This window comes from Streptomyces sp. NPDC031132 (genome assembly GCF_055570595.1).
The window spans coordinates 13575-27828 of the sequence record NZ_JBVIGX010000001.1 but is presented as its reverse complement, the minus strand read 5'-3'; the positions used below and the strand labels follow the sequence as shown (position 1 = coordinate 27828).

Sequence of the window (14254 nt, the reverse complement as noted above, 5' to 3'; positions counted from 1 at the left end):
GGGGGAAAGGGCAGGCAGGCGGAAACCTGATTCCGCCTGCCCGCCCCCGGTGTCCCCTAAGTGAAGAGGGGTATTAGTTGAGCTCGACGTTCGGCAGGTCGATACGACCCTGCGCGTCGACCTCGACGTTCTTCACGGTCTTGGAGTAGGCCGAAGAAGACATGTACGTGTAGACCGGGATGTACGGCAGCTCCTTGAGGAGGATGTCGTCGGCCTGCTGGTACAGCTTGAGACCCGTGGCAGCGTCGGGGGCCTTGTCGGCCTGGTCCATCAGCTTCTCGAAGTCCTCGTTGACGTAACCGCCGTAGTTGGAGCCGTTCTCGATCGCGACCTTCGAGAAGATCGGACGGAGGTAGTTCTCCGCGGCCGGGTAGTCCATCTGCCACGCCATGCGGAAGGCGCCCTTGTACTTCTTCGCCTGGAGGTCGTCCAGCATCTCGCCGAACTTGGCGAACGGCTTGGTGGTGACCTCGAGGCCGAGGTTCGCCTTCAGCTGGTTCGCGACGGCCTCGATCCACTCCTTGTGGCCGCCGTCGGCGTTGTAGCCGAGCTCGATCTTGTTGCCGGGGATGCCGCCGGCCGTCTGGAAGAGCTCCTTGGCCTTGGCCGGGTCGTACGTGCCCGCGTCGCCGAGCGCGCCCTTGCGGTAGCCGGGGACGATCGGGCTGATGAAGTCATCGGCCGGCTTGCGGGTGCCGTTGAAGATGGTCTTGCCGATGGCGTCCCGGTCGATGGCCATGGAGATGGCCTTGCGGATCTCCGGCTTGCCGAAGGCCTCCGGGTTGGTGGAGATCGGGAGACCGATGTAGCCCACGCCCGACTCGGGCTTGTAGATGTAGCGGTCGCCGAACTCCTGGGAGACGGAGGACATCGCCGAGACGGGGAGCTTGTTGACGATCTGGAGCGTGTCGGCGCGCAGGTCGTTGTACTGCGTGTCGAGGTTGTCGTAGATCTTGAAGTTGACGCCCGCGAGCTTCGCACGGCCGTCGGCCGGGAACTTGTCGTAGCGCTTGATCTTGATCTGCTTGTTGTGCTCCCAGGCGCCGTCCATCTGGAAGGGGCCGTTGCCGATCGGGTTCTCGCCGAACTTCTTCGGGTCGGCCTCGAACGCCTTGGGCAGCGGGTAGAAGGCGTTGTAGCCCAGCATCGTCTTGAACTGGGAGAACGGGTCCTTCAGGGTGACGGTGAAGGTCTTCTCGTCGACGACCTTCAGGCCCTTGAGCTCCGTGGCCGTGGGCTTCTTGTCCTTGCCCGGAGCCAGTTCGTCGGAGCCGTCGATCTTCGCGTAGAAGGGCAGGCCCTCGGCGGCGTTGTCCTGGTTGGCACCCCAGTTCCAGGCGCGGACGAACGACGCTGCGTCGACCTTCTCGCCGTTGTGGAAGGTGTAGCCGTCCTTGATCTTGATGGTCCAGGTCTTCGAGTCCGTGGTCTCGATCGACTCGGCGACCGCGAGCTTGGGCTCGCTGGTCTTCGGGTCGTACTTGACCAGGCCGACGAAGATCGCGTTGAGGACCTGCGCACCCTCGGACTCGGCGGTGTTCTGACCCACCAGACCGTGCTGCGGCTCGCCGAGCCCAACGGTGATGCTGCCACCGGCCGCCTTGGCGTCGCTGTCCTTGCTGGTGCTGCATGCCGTGGCTGCCATCGCCACGATGACGGCACCCACGACCCACTTGGCGCTCGTTGCTCCGCGCATGGGTAATTGCCTCCTCAGGAGTCACTGTCGATACGTGAGGGACCCGGCCTCGCTGACACCCCTGACAGCGAAATCCGGCCCCGTCGTGTGTGCTCGTGAGTCGACGCTCCCCACAGCGTGTGACCCATTGACCCGAGCTCAATGGAGCCATCCTCAGGGACTGCCAGACCGTAAACCACACTTAAGTGGTCTCGTTTTCACAACATCACCACCCGGCGAAAACCCGAAATCCGGACAAACGGATAGGAGACAGACACGTGCGAAACGGACGGTTAGCTCATCTTCCGGAGTGTCACGGTCGGAATGCGGACACCAGAACGCATCAATCCGGTTGACAAATGCGAACAGCCCCTCCCGCCACAGACAACTGTGGGGAAGGGGCTGCTCGTTCGAACGGTGCCCTAGGGGCGTACGGGAACTACCGCACTACTTGCCGGACTTGGCGCGCGACGCGGTGCGCGAGCGCTCCTTCTGGTCCAGGACGACCTTGCGGATGCGGACGGCCTCCGGGGTCACCTCGACGCACTCGTCGTCGCGGCAGAACTCCAGGGACTGCTCCAGGGAGAGCTTGCGCGGCGGAACCACGTTCTCCGTGTTGTCCGCGGAAGCCGCACGCATGTTGGTGAGCTTCTTCTCCTTGGTGATGTTCACGTCCATGTCGTCGGAGCGCGAGTTCTCGCCAACGATCATGCCCTCGTACACCTCGGTGCCGGGGTCGGTGAACAGGACGCCGCGCTCCTGCAGGTTGATCATCGCGAACGGCGTGACCGAACCCGCGCGGTCCGCGACCAGCGAACCGTTGTTACGGGTGGTCAGCGTGCCGAACCACGGCTCGTGGCCCTCGTGGATCGAGTGGGCGATACCGGTACCGCGGGTGTTCGTCAGGAACTCCGTACGGAAGCCGATGAGGCCGCGCGACGGGACGACGAACTCCATGCGGACCCAGCCGGAGCCGTGGTTCGACATGTTGTCCATGCGGCCCTTGCGGATGCCCATGAGCTGCGTGACCGCGCCCATGTGCTCCTCGGGCACGTCGACCGTCATGCGCTCGACCGGCTCGTGGATCTTGCCGTCGATCACCTGCGTGACCACCTGCGGCTTGCCGATGGTCAGCTCGAAGCCCTCGCGGCGCATCTGCTCGACCAAGATGGCGAGCGCGAGCTCACCACGGCCCTGGACCTCCCAGGCGTCGGGACGCTCCGTGTCGAGGACGCGCAGCGAGACGTTGCCGACCAGCTCGCGGTCGAGGCGGTCCTTGACCTGGCGGGCGGTGACCTTGCGGTCCTTGACCGCGGACTTCGCGTCCGCGCCCTTGCCGCTGCCGCCACGGCCGACCATCGGGGAGGTGTTCGTACCGATGGTCATGGAGATCGCCGGCTCGTCGACCGAGATCAGCGGGAGCGCGATCGGGTTCTCCGGGTCGGCCAGGGTCTCGCCGATCATGATGTCGGGGATACCCGCGACCGCGCAGATGTCGCCCGGGCCCGCCACCTCGGCCGGCTTGCGGGTGAGCGCCTCGGTCATCATCAGCTCGGTGATGCGGACGTTCGACTGAGTGCCGTCACGCTTGATCCACGTGACGGTCTGGCCCTTGCGCAGCTCGCCCTGCTCGACGCGGAGCAGCGCGATACGGCCGAGGAAGTTGTCGGCGTCCAGGTTGGTGACGTGGGCCTGGAGCGGGGCCTCCTCGTCGTACACCGGGGCGGGGACGTGCTCCAGGATGGTGGAGAAGAAGGGCTCCAGGCTGTCGCTGTCCGCGGGGACGGTGCCGTCCTCCGGCTTGGTCAGCGAGGCGACGCCGTCACGGCCGCAGGCGTAGACGATCGGGAACTCGATCTGGTCCTCGGTGGCGTCCAAGTCCAGGAAGAGGTCGTACGTGTCGTTGACGACCTCGTCGATCCGGGAGTCCGGACGGTCCGTCTTGTTGATGCAGAGGATGACCGGCATGTTCGCCTGCAGGGCCTTGCGCAGGACGAAGCGGGTCTGGGGCAGCGGACCCTCGGAGGCGTCCACCAGCAGAACGACGGCGTCCACCATCGACAGACCGCGCTCGACCTCGCCACCGAAGTCGGCGTGGCCGGGGGTGTCGATGATGTTGATCGTGATCGGGGCCCCGCCGTCCTTGGGGTGATACTTCACCGCCGTGTTCTTGGCGAGGATCGTGATGCCCTTCTCACGCTCCAGGTCGTTCGAGTCCATCATGCGGTCGTCGAGGTGCTGGTGGGCGGCGAAGGCACCGGCCTGCTTGAGCATGGCATCGACGATGGTCGTCTTGCCATGGTCGACGTGGGCGACGATGGCGACGTTACGGATGTCGTGGCGCGTGGGCACTTCGGCGCTTCTCCCGGGATCGTGGATGGCGTCGCGTACGGTCCGGCACGCGCGCCTCGACCGGGCGGAAAACCTGCCACGGCCTTACCCCATCGTACGTCGCGTGGCGGGAACCGCTCGCCGGGGGGTCTGTCAAGAGGCCGGACGACTGAGAAGGACCGGGTGTGGAGTGGGGTGTCCCGGCCTTGGGTCCTGCGCGTTTGCTGCGGGTCAACAGGCGTGGTCAATGGGTGTGACACGACCTTGCCCGCCGGAGATCCGGCGGGCAAGCGACTTGAGTCACATCTGAGCTTGTGAGCCGAAGCTCAATCTGTCTGGCCCCGTTTTGTCACTTCTTCTTCTCCTGATTTTCCTTGGCGCCTGGAGCCTTCTTCCAGCCGATGTCCTGGAAACGGGGGGTGCCGAGGCCAAAGGCGCCGGCATTGGCCAGGTTCGGCTTGGCGGCCACCAGCTCGGGGCGCTGGTACAGCGGGATGGAGCCGGCGGCGGCCCAGATCCGGGCGTCGGCCTTGCGCATCAGCTCGCGCGAGGCCTCCTCGTCGAGCTCGCCGAGCGCCTGGTCGAAGAGCTGGTCGATGTGGTCGGTGCCGACCCGGGTGTAGTTCTGTTCGACGAGGAGCGAGCCGTCGGCGGCCGGCTCCGGCTTGGCGAAGATGGGGCGGGCGTCGGTGGCCGGGTAGGCCGTCGCGGGCCAGGAGTAGAGCGCCAGGTCGTACTGGCCCGAGGCGACGTGGTCCTTGAAGAAGCTCTCGTCGGCCACCTTGGTCAGCTCGGTGTGCACGCCGACCTTCTGGAGCATCTGTGCGATCCGCTCGCCGACCGTGCGCAGGGCCTCGGAGCCGGGGCCGGACGGGAGGACGAAGCGCAGCGAGAGCGCCTTGCCGTCCTTGGCCAGCACGTTTCCGGAGGTACGGGTCTGCTTGGCCGGGGCGGGCGCCGGGCTGGGGCTGGTCGCTGCCTTCCCGGGCTCGGGGGCGGCGCCGTCGCGGGCCGGGCCGCTCTTGGCGTCGGCGGAGTCCGCGTCCGCCGGGTCTGCCGCGTCGGGGGCGTCGGCGCCGAGGGCTTCGGCCTGGGCGAGGAGGGCGGCCCGCTGCTCGTCCGCGAGCGGGGCCGCGGCCAGTACCGGGGAGAGGCGCTCGCCCCGGGCTCCCTGGGCGAGCGAGTCGTTGCCGGCGCCCTGGGCCCCCCGGTCGCCCTGCGCGAACGTTTCCGCGTCCGTCTTGATCGCGGACCGGACCGCCGGGAGCCCCCGGTCGAGGCTGTCGCCGTTGCGCTCGTCGGTCTCGCCCACGATGTAGAGGCCGTCGTTGCCGGTGCCCGGGCCCGACGGGGTCTTCGAGTCGTCCTGGCCGTCCTCCGCGTTCTCGGAGCCAGCCTTCGCGCCCACCGGCTCGGTGATCTTGCCGCCCCGGCGCCAGCCCGCGTCCGCGAGCAGGGCCTCGGCGGCGTGGATGTCCTTGCCGCCGAGCGCCTCGCTGTTGTCCGCGTACGCCCGCTGCCCGGCCAGCGCCACGTGGCTGCCGACCGGCTTCGCCGGCAGGCCCAGGGGCTTCAGTACGATCTCGGCCAATTCCTTGCGGTCCAGGGCCCGGGCCACCGCCCGCCGGACCCGCTCGTCGGCCAGCGGGCCGGCGGCCCCGTTCAGGGCGAGCTGGGTGTAGGCCGGCTCCAGGGACTTGCGGACCGTGAAGGTGCGCAGGGCCGCCTGCTCGTCGGCGTACTTCTTCACCGCCTCGGCGTTCTGCGCCCGGTTCTCCCGCTCCGTCGTCGCCTTGCCCTCGTCGTCGGCGCCGTACGCGATCGCCCACGACAGCGTGGCCTGGGCCGGGGTCACCGAGGCGCCCGGTCCGTGCGCCGGGCCCCCGCCCGAGCCCGGAGTGGCCGCCGCCTCCCGGCGGGCCAGTGCGATCCGGTCGGCGCCCGCACGGTCGATCTCCGCCAGGTCGACCTTGCCGGCGGCCAGCGCGGCCGGGCGCTGGGCCCGCGGCACGGCGGTCAGGACCAGCGTGTCCAGCTTGGCCGGCCGGCCCCACCAGCGGGCGTTGCGGGTCAGCGCGGCGGTGCCGGTCTTCTTGTCGATGGCCCCCAGGTCGAAGGGTCCGGCGGTGACCTTGAGGGTGCCGCGGGCGCCCTCGTTGAAGGCGTCCGGGGTGCCGGTGACCTGCTTGGGGTAGAGCGGGGAGAACAGGGAGCGCCAGTCGGTGTACGGCTTGGCGAAGGTGACCTTGACCTCGAGGTCGGTCTTGCCGCGCTCGATCTTCTCGATCCGGTCGTATCCCGCGTTGCGGGCCGTCCAGTAGGCGGAGTCCTTGCCGCTCAGGGCCCGCCACTGCGCCACGAAGTCGGCGGCGCCGATCTCGCGGCCGTCGCTCCACACCGCCTGCTGGTTCAGCTTGTACAGGACGACCTGCTTGGGCTCCCGCTCGACGACCTCGGCCTTCTCGAGGTAGTCCCGGTTGGCCACCGGCCGGCCCTTGTCGTCCAGCGTGAACAGCTGGGGCAGCACCGCCCCGGCGATCCGGTTGGTGGTGGCGTCCGCATCGGCCTGGAAGGTGTTCAGGGTGTCCGGGAGGCTGTCCACGGCCCAGCGCAGCACTCCGCCGTCGGCGACCTTGTCGCGGGCGGTGGCCGCGATGTCCTGGCCGGCGGCCACGGGACCGCCCTCGTCGTCACCAGCGCCGCAGCCCGCGAGCATCGGCAGTGCGAGGACTCCCGAGGTCAGGAGCGCCAAGGACCTGCGCCTTCTCTGGGACATGGGTGGTACCTCCGGGGCGGGGCGTGAAAGGGGGCAGCTTGATCACGTTTGGCGGTATATGGAGCTGATCACACTGGGTGCCGCAACACACTGAAATCCACAGCCCGCCACACCTCCCGCAGCCGGCCCTCGCCACGCCGCGAACCCCACCCGTGCGGACCAATCCCACTTGCGTCACGGACGGGCGTTCCCTCGGAAGAGGGATCAAAATGGGAGCGGGGAGGGGCGCACAGATTGCGCCTGCGCGCCCGCAATCGCTGCACGTCCCTTCACAACGGGGGACGGGAGGCGCGACACTCGCAGGCGCACATGAGCGTTGCCACCGCAACCAGCGGAAGTGAGGGCAAGTCATGTCCCTGCAAGACGATTTGACCGCCGTACGACGCAACCTGAACGAGCTGGTCCGCTCGGTCGAGCGGCTGGAGCGGGACGTCAAGGACGGAGCCCGGCAGGCCCCGGACACCCCGCGGGCCCCAAGCCGGGAGGGGATGGTCCCCGTTCCGGACACCCCGTACGACAGCTCGCTGTGGCAGGACGTCGACGACGAGGGTCTCGGCGCCCGCGACCGCCGGGCACCCTGACCTGGCGTACGCGGCTCCACCCCGCACGCGCCGGTACCCCCGCACCCCACCAGGCCCAGCCGTCCGCGGCTGGGCCTCGTGGGTCATCCGTCATCACTCCACCCGGAGTCCCCTTTGGCCACAGGCACGGAACCACCCCGGCAGCTGACCGGCGTCCACGACGCCTCCCGGGCCGCGATCGCCGCCCGGCACCTGCGCACCGACCGGTGGTGGCTGGCCCCCGCCGTCACCGCCGCCGGACTGCTCGCCTTCATCGTCTACTCGACCTGGCGGGCCTTCGCCAACGCCGACTACTACGCGGCCCCGTACGTCTCCCCGTTCTACTCCCCGTGTCTCGCGGAGAACTGCCAGGAGATGCGCGGCGGCCCCAACCTCGACCTGTTCGGCAGCTGGTGGGGCCTGTCCCCCGCCCTGCTGATCCTGATCTTCCCGCTCGGCTTCCGGCTGACCTGCTACTACTACCGGAAGGCCTACTACCGGGGCTTCTGGGCCTCGCCGCCCGCCTGCGCCGTCGCCGAGCCGCACGCGAAGTACACCGGCGAGACCCGCTTCCCGCTGATCCTCCAGAACATCCACCGGTACTTCTTCTACGCGGCGCTGCCGGTCGCGGGCATCCTCACGTACGACACGGTGCTGACCTTCCGCGACGAGCACTACGAGTGGGGCCACATGGGCCTCGGGACGCTGTTGTTCCTCGTCAACATCACGCTGATCTGGGCCTACACGCTGTCCTGCCACTCCTGCCGGCACATCATGGGCGGCCGCCTGAAGCACTTCTCCAAGCACCCGGTGCGCTACCGGCTGTGGGGCTGGGTCAGCCGGCTCAACACCCGCCACATGCAGCTCGCCTGGGCCTCGCTGATCAGCGTCGCCCTGTGCGACTTCTACGTGTACCTGCTGGCCAGCGGCGCCTTCAACGATCCGAGGTTCTTCTGACATGGCTCAAGTCGACCGGCAGCAGTGGGACGTGGTCGTGGTCGGTGCGGGCGGCGCCGGGCTGCGGGCCGCGATCGAGGCGCGCGAGCGGGGTGCCCGTACGGCCGTGATCTGCAAGTCCCTGTTCGGCAAGGCCCACACGGTGATGGCGGAGGGCGGGATCGCCGCCTCCATGGGCAACGTCAACGAGGGCGACAACTGGCAGGTGCACTTCCGCGACACCATGCGCGGCGGCAAGTTCCTGAACCAGTGGCGGATGGCGGAACTCCACGCGAAGGAGGCCCCGGACCGGGTCTGGGAGCTGGAGACCTGGGGCGCGCTCTTCGACCGCACCCCGGACGGGAAGATCTCCCAGCGCAACTTCGGCGGGCACGAGTACCCGCGGCTCGCGCACGTGGGCGACCGGACCGGCCTGGAGCTGATCCGCACCCTCCAGCAGAAGATCGTCCAGCTCCAGCAGGAGGACTTCAAGGAGTTCGGGGACTACGAGGCCCGGCTCAAGGTCTTCCAGGAGTGCACGGTCACGCGGGTCTTGAAGCACGGGCAGAGGGTCTCGGGGGCCTTCTGCTACGAGCGCGAGTCCGGCCGGTTCTTCGTCCTGGAGGCCCCGGCGGTCGTCCTGGCCACGGGCGGGATCGGCAAGTCCTTCAAGACGACGTCCAACTCCTGGGAGTACACGGGCGACGGCCACGCGCTGGCGCTGCTCGCGGGCGCGCCGCTGCTGAACATGGAGTTCGTGCAGTTCCACCCGACCGGCATGGTCTGGCCGCCCTCGGTCAAGGGCATCCTCGTCACCGAGTCGGTGCGCGGCGACGGCGGGGTGCTGCGCAACAGCGAGGGCAAGCGGTTCATGTTCGACTACGTCCCGGACGTCTTCAAGGAGAAGTACGCGGAGTCCGAGGAGGAGGGCGACCGCTGGTACGAGGACCCGGACCACAACCGGCGTCCGCCCGAGCTGCTCCCCCGCGACGAGGTGGCCCGGGCCATCAACTCCGAGGTCAAGGCGGGCCGCGGCTCCCCGCACGGCGGGGTGTTCCTCGACGTGTCCACCCGGATGCCGGCCGAGCGGATCAAGCGGCGGCTGCCCTCCATGTACCACCAGTTCAAGGAGCTGGCGGACGTGGACATCACCGCCGAGCCGATGGAGGTCGGCCCGACCTGCCACTACGTGATGGGCGGGATCGCGGTCGACTCCGACACCGCGGCCACCGTCGGGGTCCCGGGCCTGTTCGCGGCGGGCGAGGTCGCGGGCGGCATGCACGGCTCGAACCGGCTCGGCGGGAACTCCCTGTCCGACCTGTTGGTGTTCGGGCGGCGGGCCGGACTGCACGCGGCCGAGTACGCCACGGGCCTGGCCGATGCGCTGCCCGCGGTCTCCCAGACGGAGATCGACGCGGCCGCGGCGGAGGCGCTGGCCCCGTTCCACGCCGCCGAGGGCGCGGAGAACCCGTACACGCTCCACCAGGAGCTGCAGACGACCATGAACGACCTGGTCGGGATCATCCGCCGCGAGGGCGAGATGGCCGAGGCCCTGCGGAAGCTGGCGGGCCTGCGCGTACGGGCGGCCCGGGCCGGGGTCGAGGGGCACCGGCAGTTCAACCCGGGCTGGCACCTCGCCCTGGACCTGCGGAACATGCTGCTGGTCAGCGAGTGCGTGGCCCGCGCGGCCCTGGAGCGCACCGAGAGCCGCGGCGGGCACACCCGGGAGGACTGCCCGTCGATGGAGCGCGACTGGCGCCCGGTGAACCTGCTGTGCCGTCCGGTCGAGCCGGCGCCCGAGGACCCGGCCGCCGACCGGATCGCCCTCGTCCGAACCCGGACCGAACCCGTCCGCCCCGACCTGCTCGCGCTCTTCGAGAAGGAAGAGCTGGTCAAGTACCTCGCCGAAGAGGAGCTCTACGAATGAGTACGTACGACGCGAGCTTCCGGATCTGGCGGGGCGACGCGGAAGGCGGGGAACTGCGGGACTTCACCGTCGAGGTGCACGACGGCGAGGTCGTCCTGGACATCGTCCACCGGCTCCAGGCCACCCAGGCCTCGGACCTCGCGGTGCGGTGGAACTGCAAGGCGGGCAAATGCGGCTCGTGCAGTGCGGAGATCAACGGCCGGCCGCGGCTGATGTGCATGACGCGCATGTCGACCTTCGACCGGGCCGAGACGATCACGGTCACGCCGTTGCGCGCCTTCCCGGTCGTCCGGGACCTGGTCACGGACGTGTCCTTCAACTACGAGAAGGCGCGCGAGGTCCCGGCCTTCGTACCGCCGCAGGGGGTGGCTCCGGGGGCGTACCGGATGCAGCAGGTGGACGTGGACCGCTCGCAGGAGTTCCGGAAGTGCATCGAGTGCTTCCTGTGCCAGGACACCTGCCATGTGGTGCGCGACCACGAGGAGAACAAGACCGCCTTCGCCGGTCCGCGCTTCCTGATGCGGGTGGCGGAGCTGGACATGCACCCGCTGGACGCGGCGGCCGAGGCGGGCCTGGACCGCAAGCGCACGGCCCAGGAGGAGCACGGGCTCGGCTACTGCAACATCACCAAGTGCTGTACGGAGGTCTGCCCCGAGGGCATCAAGATCACCGACAATGCGCTGATCCCGCTGAAGGAGCGGGCGGTGGACCGCAAGTACGACCCGCTGGTGTGGCTGGGCAACAAGATCCGCAGGCGTGCTGACCTGTAGCACCCCCGGCCGTTCATTTCGCCGGACAGAGCAGCTCGTCCTGGCACGCCCGGAGCTGACGGCGGTCGCCCTGCCCTGACCGGGTCGGCGCCCTTGCCGCCAGCCCTATGCGGCCCCCGGCCACTCGGCAGGGCCGGGGCCGGGGCCCCTGGGCCGGAGCCGGGCCCGTGGGCCGGAGCCGGGCCCTGGGGCCGGAGCCGGGCCCTGGGGCCGGAGCCGGGCCCTGGGGCCGGGGCCGGGCCCTTGGGCCGGAGCCGGGCCCTGGGGCCGGGGCCGGAGTCGGCCGGACCTGCGGCCGGCCGGCGGGGCGTTCGGACCGACGGCCAGCCGGGCTCAGGCCCGCGGGGCGCTCCGGTCGCGGGGGCTGGGGTGTGGCCATAGCCTCCGGAATGTGACTCCGCCGAAGCGACGACCCACCGCCGCCGGGATGTCCGTACGGGCCGGGCTCGTCCTGGCCGCCGCGCTGCTGGGGCTCGGCGGCTGGGGGGTTGTCGGGGCGCCGGCCGCTCGGGCCGATGATCCCGTCAGCCTGTCCCGGCAGGGGCAGATCACCGACCGTGTGGGCGCCCTCGGCGACCGGAAGGCCGCCGTCACCGCCGCGCTGGACAACCTGTACGCCGACCACCGCATGCAGCTCTTCGTGACGTACGTGCACGATTTCTCCGGGCGCTCCGCCCAGAGCTGGGCGGACGCCACCGCGCAGAAGAACGGCCTCGGGCGGGACGACCTCCTGCTGGCCGTGGCGACCGGGGCGCGCCAGTACGCCTATTCGGCCGACGTCGACTCCGGGTTCACCGAGGAGCAGCTCGCGGACGTCGCCCGTACGGCCATCGAGCCCGCGCTGAAGCAGAACGACTGGGCGGGCGCCGCGATCGGCGCCGCCGACGGGTTCGGCGCCGTGCTCGGCGGGAAGCCCGTACCCGTGCCCGCGATCACCCCCGGGGAGGCGGACCCGGGCGGCGCGAGCGGCGAGAGCGGGGCCGGGGACTACGTGCTCCCGGTGGCCGTCGTCGTTGCGGCCGGCGCGCTCGCGGCCTTCGCGTACAGCCGCCGCAAGCACAAGGCGGGCTGGGCCGCCAGCACGACGGGCTGGGGCGAGCAGCCCGCGACCACGACCGCCCTCCCGCTGCCCGAGCTGGACGCCAAGGCCAAGGCGCTGCTGGTGGAGACCGACGACGCGATCCGCACCAGCACGGAGGAGCTCGGCTTCGCCTCCGCGCAGTTCGGCGAAGCGGCGGTCGGCACGTTCACCGAGGCCTTGGCCTTCGCGCAGGGCGAGCTGACGGCGGCGTTCCGGCTGCGCCAGCAGCTCGACGACGCGTACCCCGAGGACGACCCCACCCGGCGGCGGATGCTGGACGAGATCGTGGCCCGCTGTACGGAGGCGAACCGGCGGCTCGACGCCGAGTCGGCGGACTTCGACCGACTGCGGGACCTGGAGAAGAACGCCCCGCAGGCCGTGGCGACGGTGGAGGCGCACTTCCGGGACCTGACGGGGCGTACGACGACGGCCGAGGCCACCCTGACCGCGCTGGCCGGGCGCTACGCGGACTCGGCGTCCGCGCCGGTGGCCTCCAACGCCGAACAGGCCGAGGACCGGCTGCTGTTCGCGACGACCAGCCTCGGCGAGGCCCGGGCGGCGCTCGAGGGCGGCGACAACGGGAAGGCGGCCGTCCACGTGCGGGCCGCCGAGGGCGCGGTGGACCAGGCGGCGAGGCTGGTCGACGCGGTGGAGCGGCGGGCGCAGGAGCTGGCGGAGGCGGCCGGGAAGCTGCCCGGGGCGCTGACGGAGACGGAGACCGACCTCGCCGATGCCCGCGGCCTGCTGACGGGCACCGCGGAGGGGGCCTCGACGGCGGATCTGCGCGGCCGGATCGGCCGGGCGGAGGCGGTCGTGGCCGACGTACGGCGGGCGCAGGAGGCCGGCCGGTACGACCCGATCGACGCGCTGCGCCGGGTCGAGGAGGCCGATGCCGTCCTCGACGAGGCGCTGGCCGGGGCCCGGGAGCGCGAGGCGGGCAGCCGGCGGGCGGCGGCCCTGCTGGAGCAGGCGGTGCTCTCGGCGCGCAGCGCGATCGGCGCGGCGGCGGACTACATCACCACGAGCCGGGGCGCGGTCGGCAGCCAGGCCCGCACCCGGCTGGCGGAGGCGCAACGGCGCATGGAGCGGTCGGCGGCCCTGGCGGGCTCGGACCCGGCGGCGGCGCTGGCGGAGGCCCAGCAGGCGGACGGGCTGGCGCGGCAGGCGCAGCAGCTGGCGGAGCAGGACGTACGGGCGTACCAGGACCCGTACGGAGGCGGCGGGCAGCGGCAGCAGGGCGGCGGCAGGGGCGGCGCGGTCCTCGGCGGGATCATCCTGGGCGAGATCCTGCGCGGCGGCCGCGGCGGCGGGGGCTTCGGCGGCGGGTTCGGGGGCGGCGGGGGCTTCGGGGGCGGCGGGCCGGGCCCCGGCTCCTTCGGCGGCGGCGGGACCCGCGGCCGCATGGGCGGCGGCGGCCGCTTCTGACCCACTTTCCCTCACCCCGTGAAAGGTCACCGATGAGCAAGCAGACCATCCTCGGCCGCGTCACCCAGCTCGCGAAGGCCAACATCAACGCGCTGCTGGACCAGGCGGAGGATCCGCAGAAGATGCTGGACCAGCTGATCCGCGACTACACGAACAACATCTCGGAGGCGGAGCAGGCGGTCGCCACGACGATCGGCAATCTGCGGCTGCTGGAGGCGGACCACAAGGAGGACGTGGAGGCGGCCTCGGAGTGGGGCGGCAAGGCGTTCGCCGCGAGCCGGAGGGCGGACGAACTGCGGGCGGCGGGCTCGGCGGCGGATGCGGACCGGTTCGACAACCTGGCGAAGGTCGCCCTCGGCCGGCAGCTCCAGGCGGAGAAGGAGGCGAAGACGGCGGAGCCGACGATCGCCGCGCAGACGGAGGTCGTGGACAAGCTCAAGTCCGGGCTGGACGCGATGAAGGACAAGCTGACCGAGCTGACGGCCAAGCGGGACGAGCTGGTGGCCCGGGCGAAGACCGCGCAGGCGCAGAACACCATGCTGGACGCGGTGAAGAGCATCGACGTCATGGACCCGACGAGCGACATCGCCCGCTTCGAGGACAAGGTCCGGCGGGAGGAGGCCAGGGCCCTGGGCCGGCAGGAACTGGCGGCGTCCTCCCTGGACGCCCAGTTCGAGGCCCTGGACGACCTCGACACGTCGTCGGAGATCGAGGCCCGGCTGGCCGCCCTGAAAGGCCGGGCGGCGTAGCCGTCCCGCTGCGCGGAGGAGACC

The 14254-nt window shown here is 70.7% G+C and carries 9 protein-coding genes; 6 read left to right on the top strand and 3 right to left on the bottom strand.

What is annotated here, in order from left to right; translation table 11 throughout:
• Positions 1-73: 73 nt before the first annotated feature.
• From ACZ49B_RS00105 to ACZ49B_RS00095, 3 genes are all read right to left on the bottom strand, one after another.
• A complete protein-coding gene (locus ACZ49B_RS00105) occupies positions 74-1696 on the bottom strand; it encodes a peptide ABC transporter substrate-binding protein (RefSeq protein WP_468298910.1) in 1623 nt (540 codons plus the stop codon).
• 426 nt (positions 1697-2122) lie between these two features.
• On the bottom strand, positions 2123-4027 hold the full coding sequence (typA, locus tag ACZ49B_RS00100; RefSeq protein WP_468298908.1) for a translational GTPase TypA: 1905 nt from the start codon (positions 4025-4027) through the stop codon (positions 2123-2125).
• A 328-nt stretch (positions 4028-4355) separates the two neighbouring features.
• Positions 4356-6782, bottom strand: a complete 2427-nt coding sequence (locus ACZ49B_RS00095; RefSeq protein ID WP_468298906.1) for an ABC transporter family substrate-binding protein — start codon at positions 6780-6782, stop codon at positions 4356-4358.
• Between the two features lie 350 nt (positions 6783-7132).
• On the opposite strand from ACZ49B_RS00095, the gene ACZ49B_RS00090 reads away from it, so the two are divergent.
• The 6 genes from ACZ49B_RS00090 to ACZ49B_RS00065 all read left to right on the top strand — a co-directional run bounded on the left by ACZ49B_RS00090 (position 7133) and on the right by ACZ49B_RS00065 (position 14230).
• Positions 7133-7363 (top strand): hypothetical protein, encoded by a 231-nt coding sequence (locus ACZ49B_RS00090; RefSeq protein WP_468298904.1) that lies wholly within the window; start codon positions 7133-7135, stop codon positions 7361-7363.
• A 114-nt stretch (positions 7364-7477) separates the two neighbouring features.
• Complete coding sequence (locus tag ACZ49B_RS00085) at positions 7478-8299, top strand: hypothetical protein (RefSeq protein WP_468298902.1); 822 nt, start codon at positions 7478-7480, stop codon at positions 8297-8299.
• Position 8300: 1 nt separating this feature from the next.
• A complete protein-coding gene (locus ACZ49B_RS00080; protein ID WP_468298900.1) occupies positions 8301-10205 on the top strand; it encodes a fumarate reductase/succinate dehydrogenase flavoprotein subunit in 1905 nt (634 codons plus the stop codon).
• Positions 10202-10975, top strand: a complete 774-nt coding sequence (locus ACZ49B_RS00075; RefSeq protein WP_468298898.1) for a succinate dehydrogenase/fumarate reductase iron-sulfur subunit — start codon at positions 10202-10204, stop codon at positions 10973-10975. Before ACZ49B_RS00080 ends, ACZ49B_RS00075 begins: the two co-directional genes overlap by 4 nt.
• Positions 10976-11402: 427 nt before the next feature.
• Positions 11403-13481 (top strand): TPM domain-containing protein, encoded by a 2079-nt coding sequence (locus ACZ49B_RS00070; protein ID WP_468299819.1) that lies wholly within the window; start codon positions 11403-11405, stop codon positions 13479-13481.
• Positions 13482-13513: 32 nt separating this feature from the next.
• A complete protein-coding gene (locus ACZ49B_RS00065) occupies positions 13514-14230 on the top strand; it encodes a PspA/IM30 family protein (protein WP_468298896.1) in 717 nt (238 codons plus the stop codon).
• The last annotated feature ends 24 nt before the right edge of the window (positions 14231-14254 follow it).

Excerpts from the sequence above, each read along its gene's own strand:
- ACZ49B_RS00075 (WP_468298898.1), top strand. The coding sequence starts at position 10,202 with ATGAGTACGTACGACGCGAGCTTCCGGATCTGGCGGGGCGACGCGGAA.
- ACZ49B_RS00070 (WP_468299819.1), top strand. The coding sequence starts at position 11,403 with ATGTCCGTACGGGCCGGGCTCGTCCTGGCCGCCGCGCTGCTGGGGCTC.
- ACZ49B_RS00090 (WP_468298904.1), top strand. The coding sequence starts at position 7,133 with ATGTCCCTGCAAGACGATTTGACCGCCGTACGACGCAACCTGAACGAG.
- ACZ49B_RS00065 (WP_468298896.1), top strand. The coding sequence starts at position 13,514 with ATGAGCAAGCAGACCATCCTCGGCCGCGTCACCCAGCTCGCGAAGGCC.
- ACZ49B_RS00095 (WP_468298906.1), bottom strand. The coding sequence starts at position 6,782 with ATGTCCCAGAGAAGGCGCAGGTCCTTGGCGCTCCTGACCTCGGGAGTC.
- ACZ49B_RS00080 (WP_468298900.1), top strand. The coding sequence starts at position 8,301 with ATGGCTCAAGTCGACCGGCAGCAGTGGGACGTGGTCGTGGTCGGTGCG.
- ACZ49B_RS00105 (WP_468298910.1), bottom strand. The coding sequence starts at position 1,696 with ATGCGCGGAGCAACGAGCGCCAAGTGGGTCGTGGGTGCCGTCATCGTG.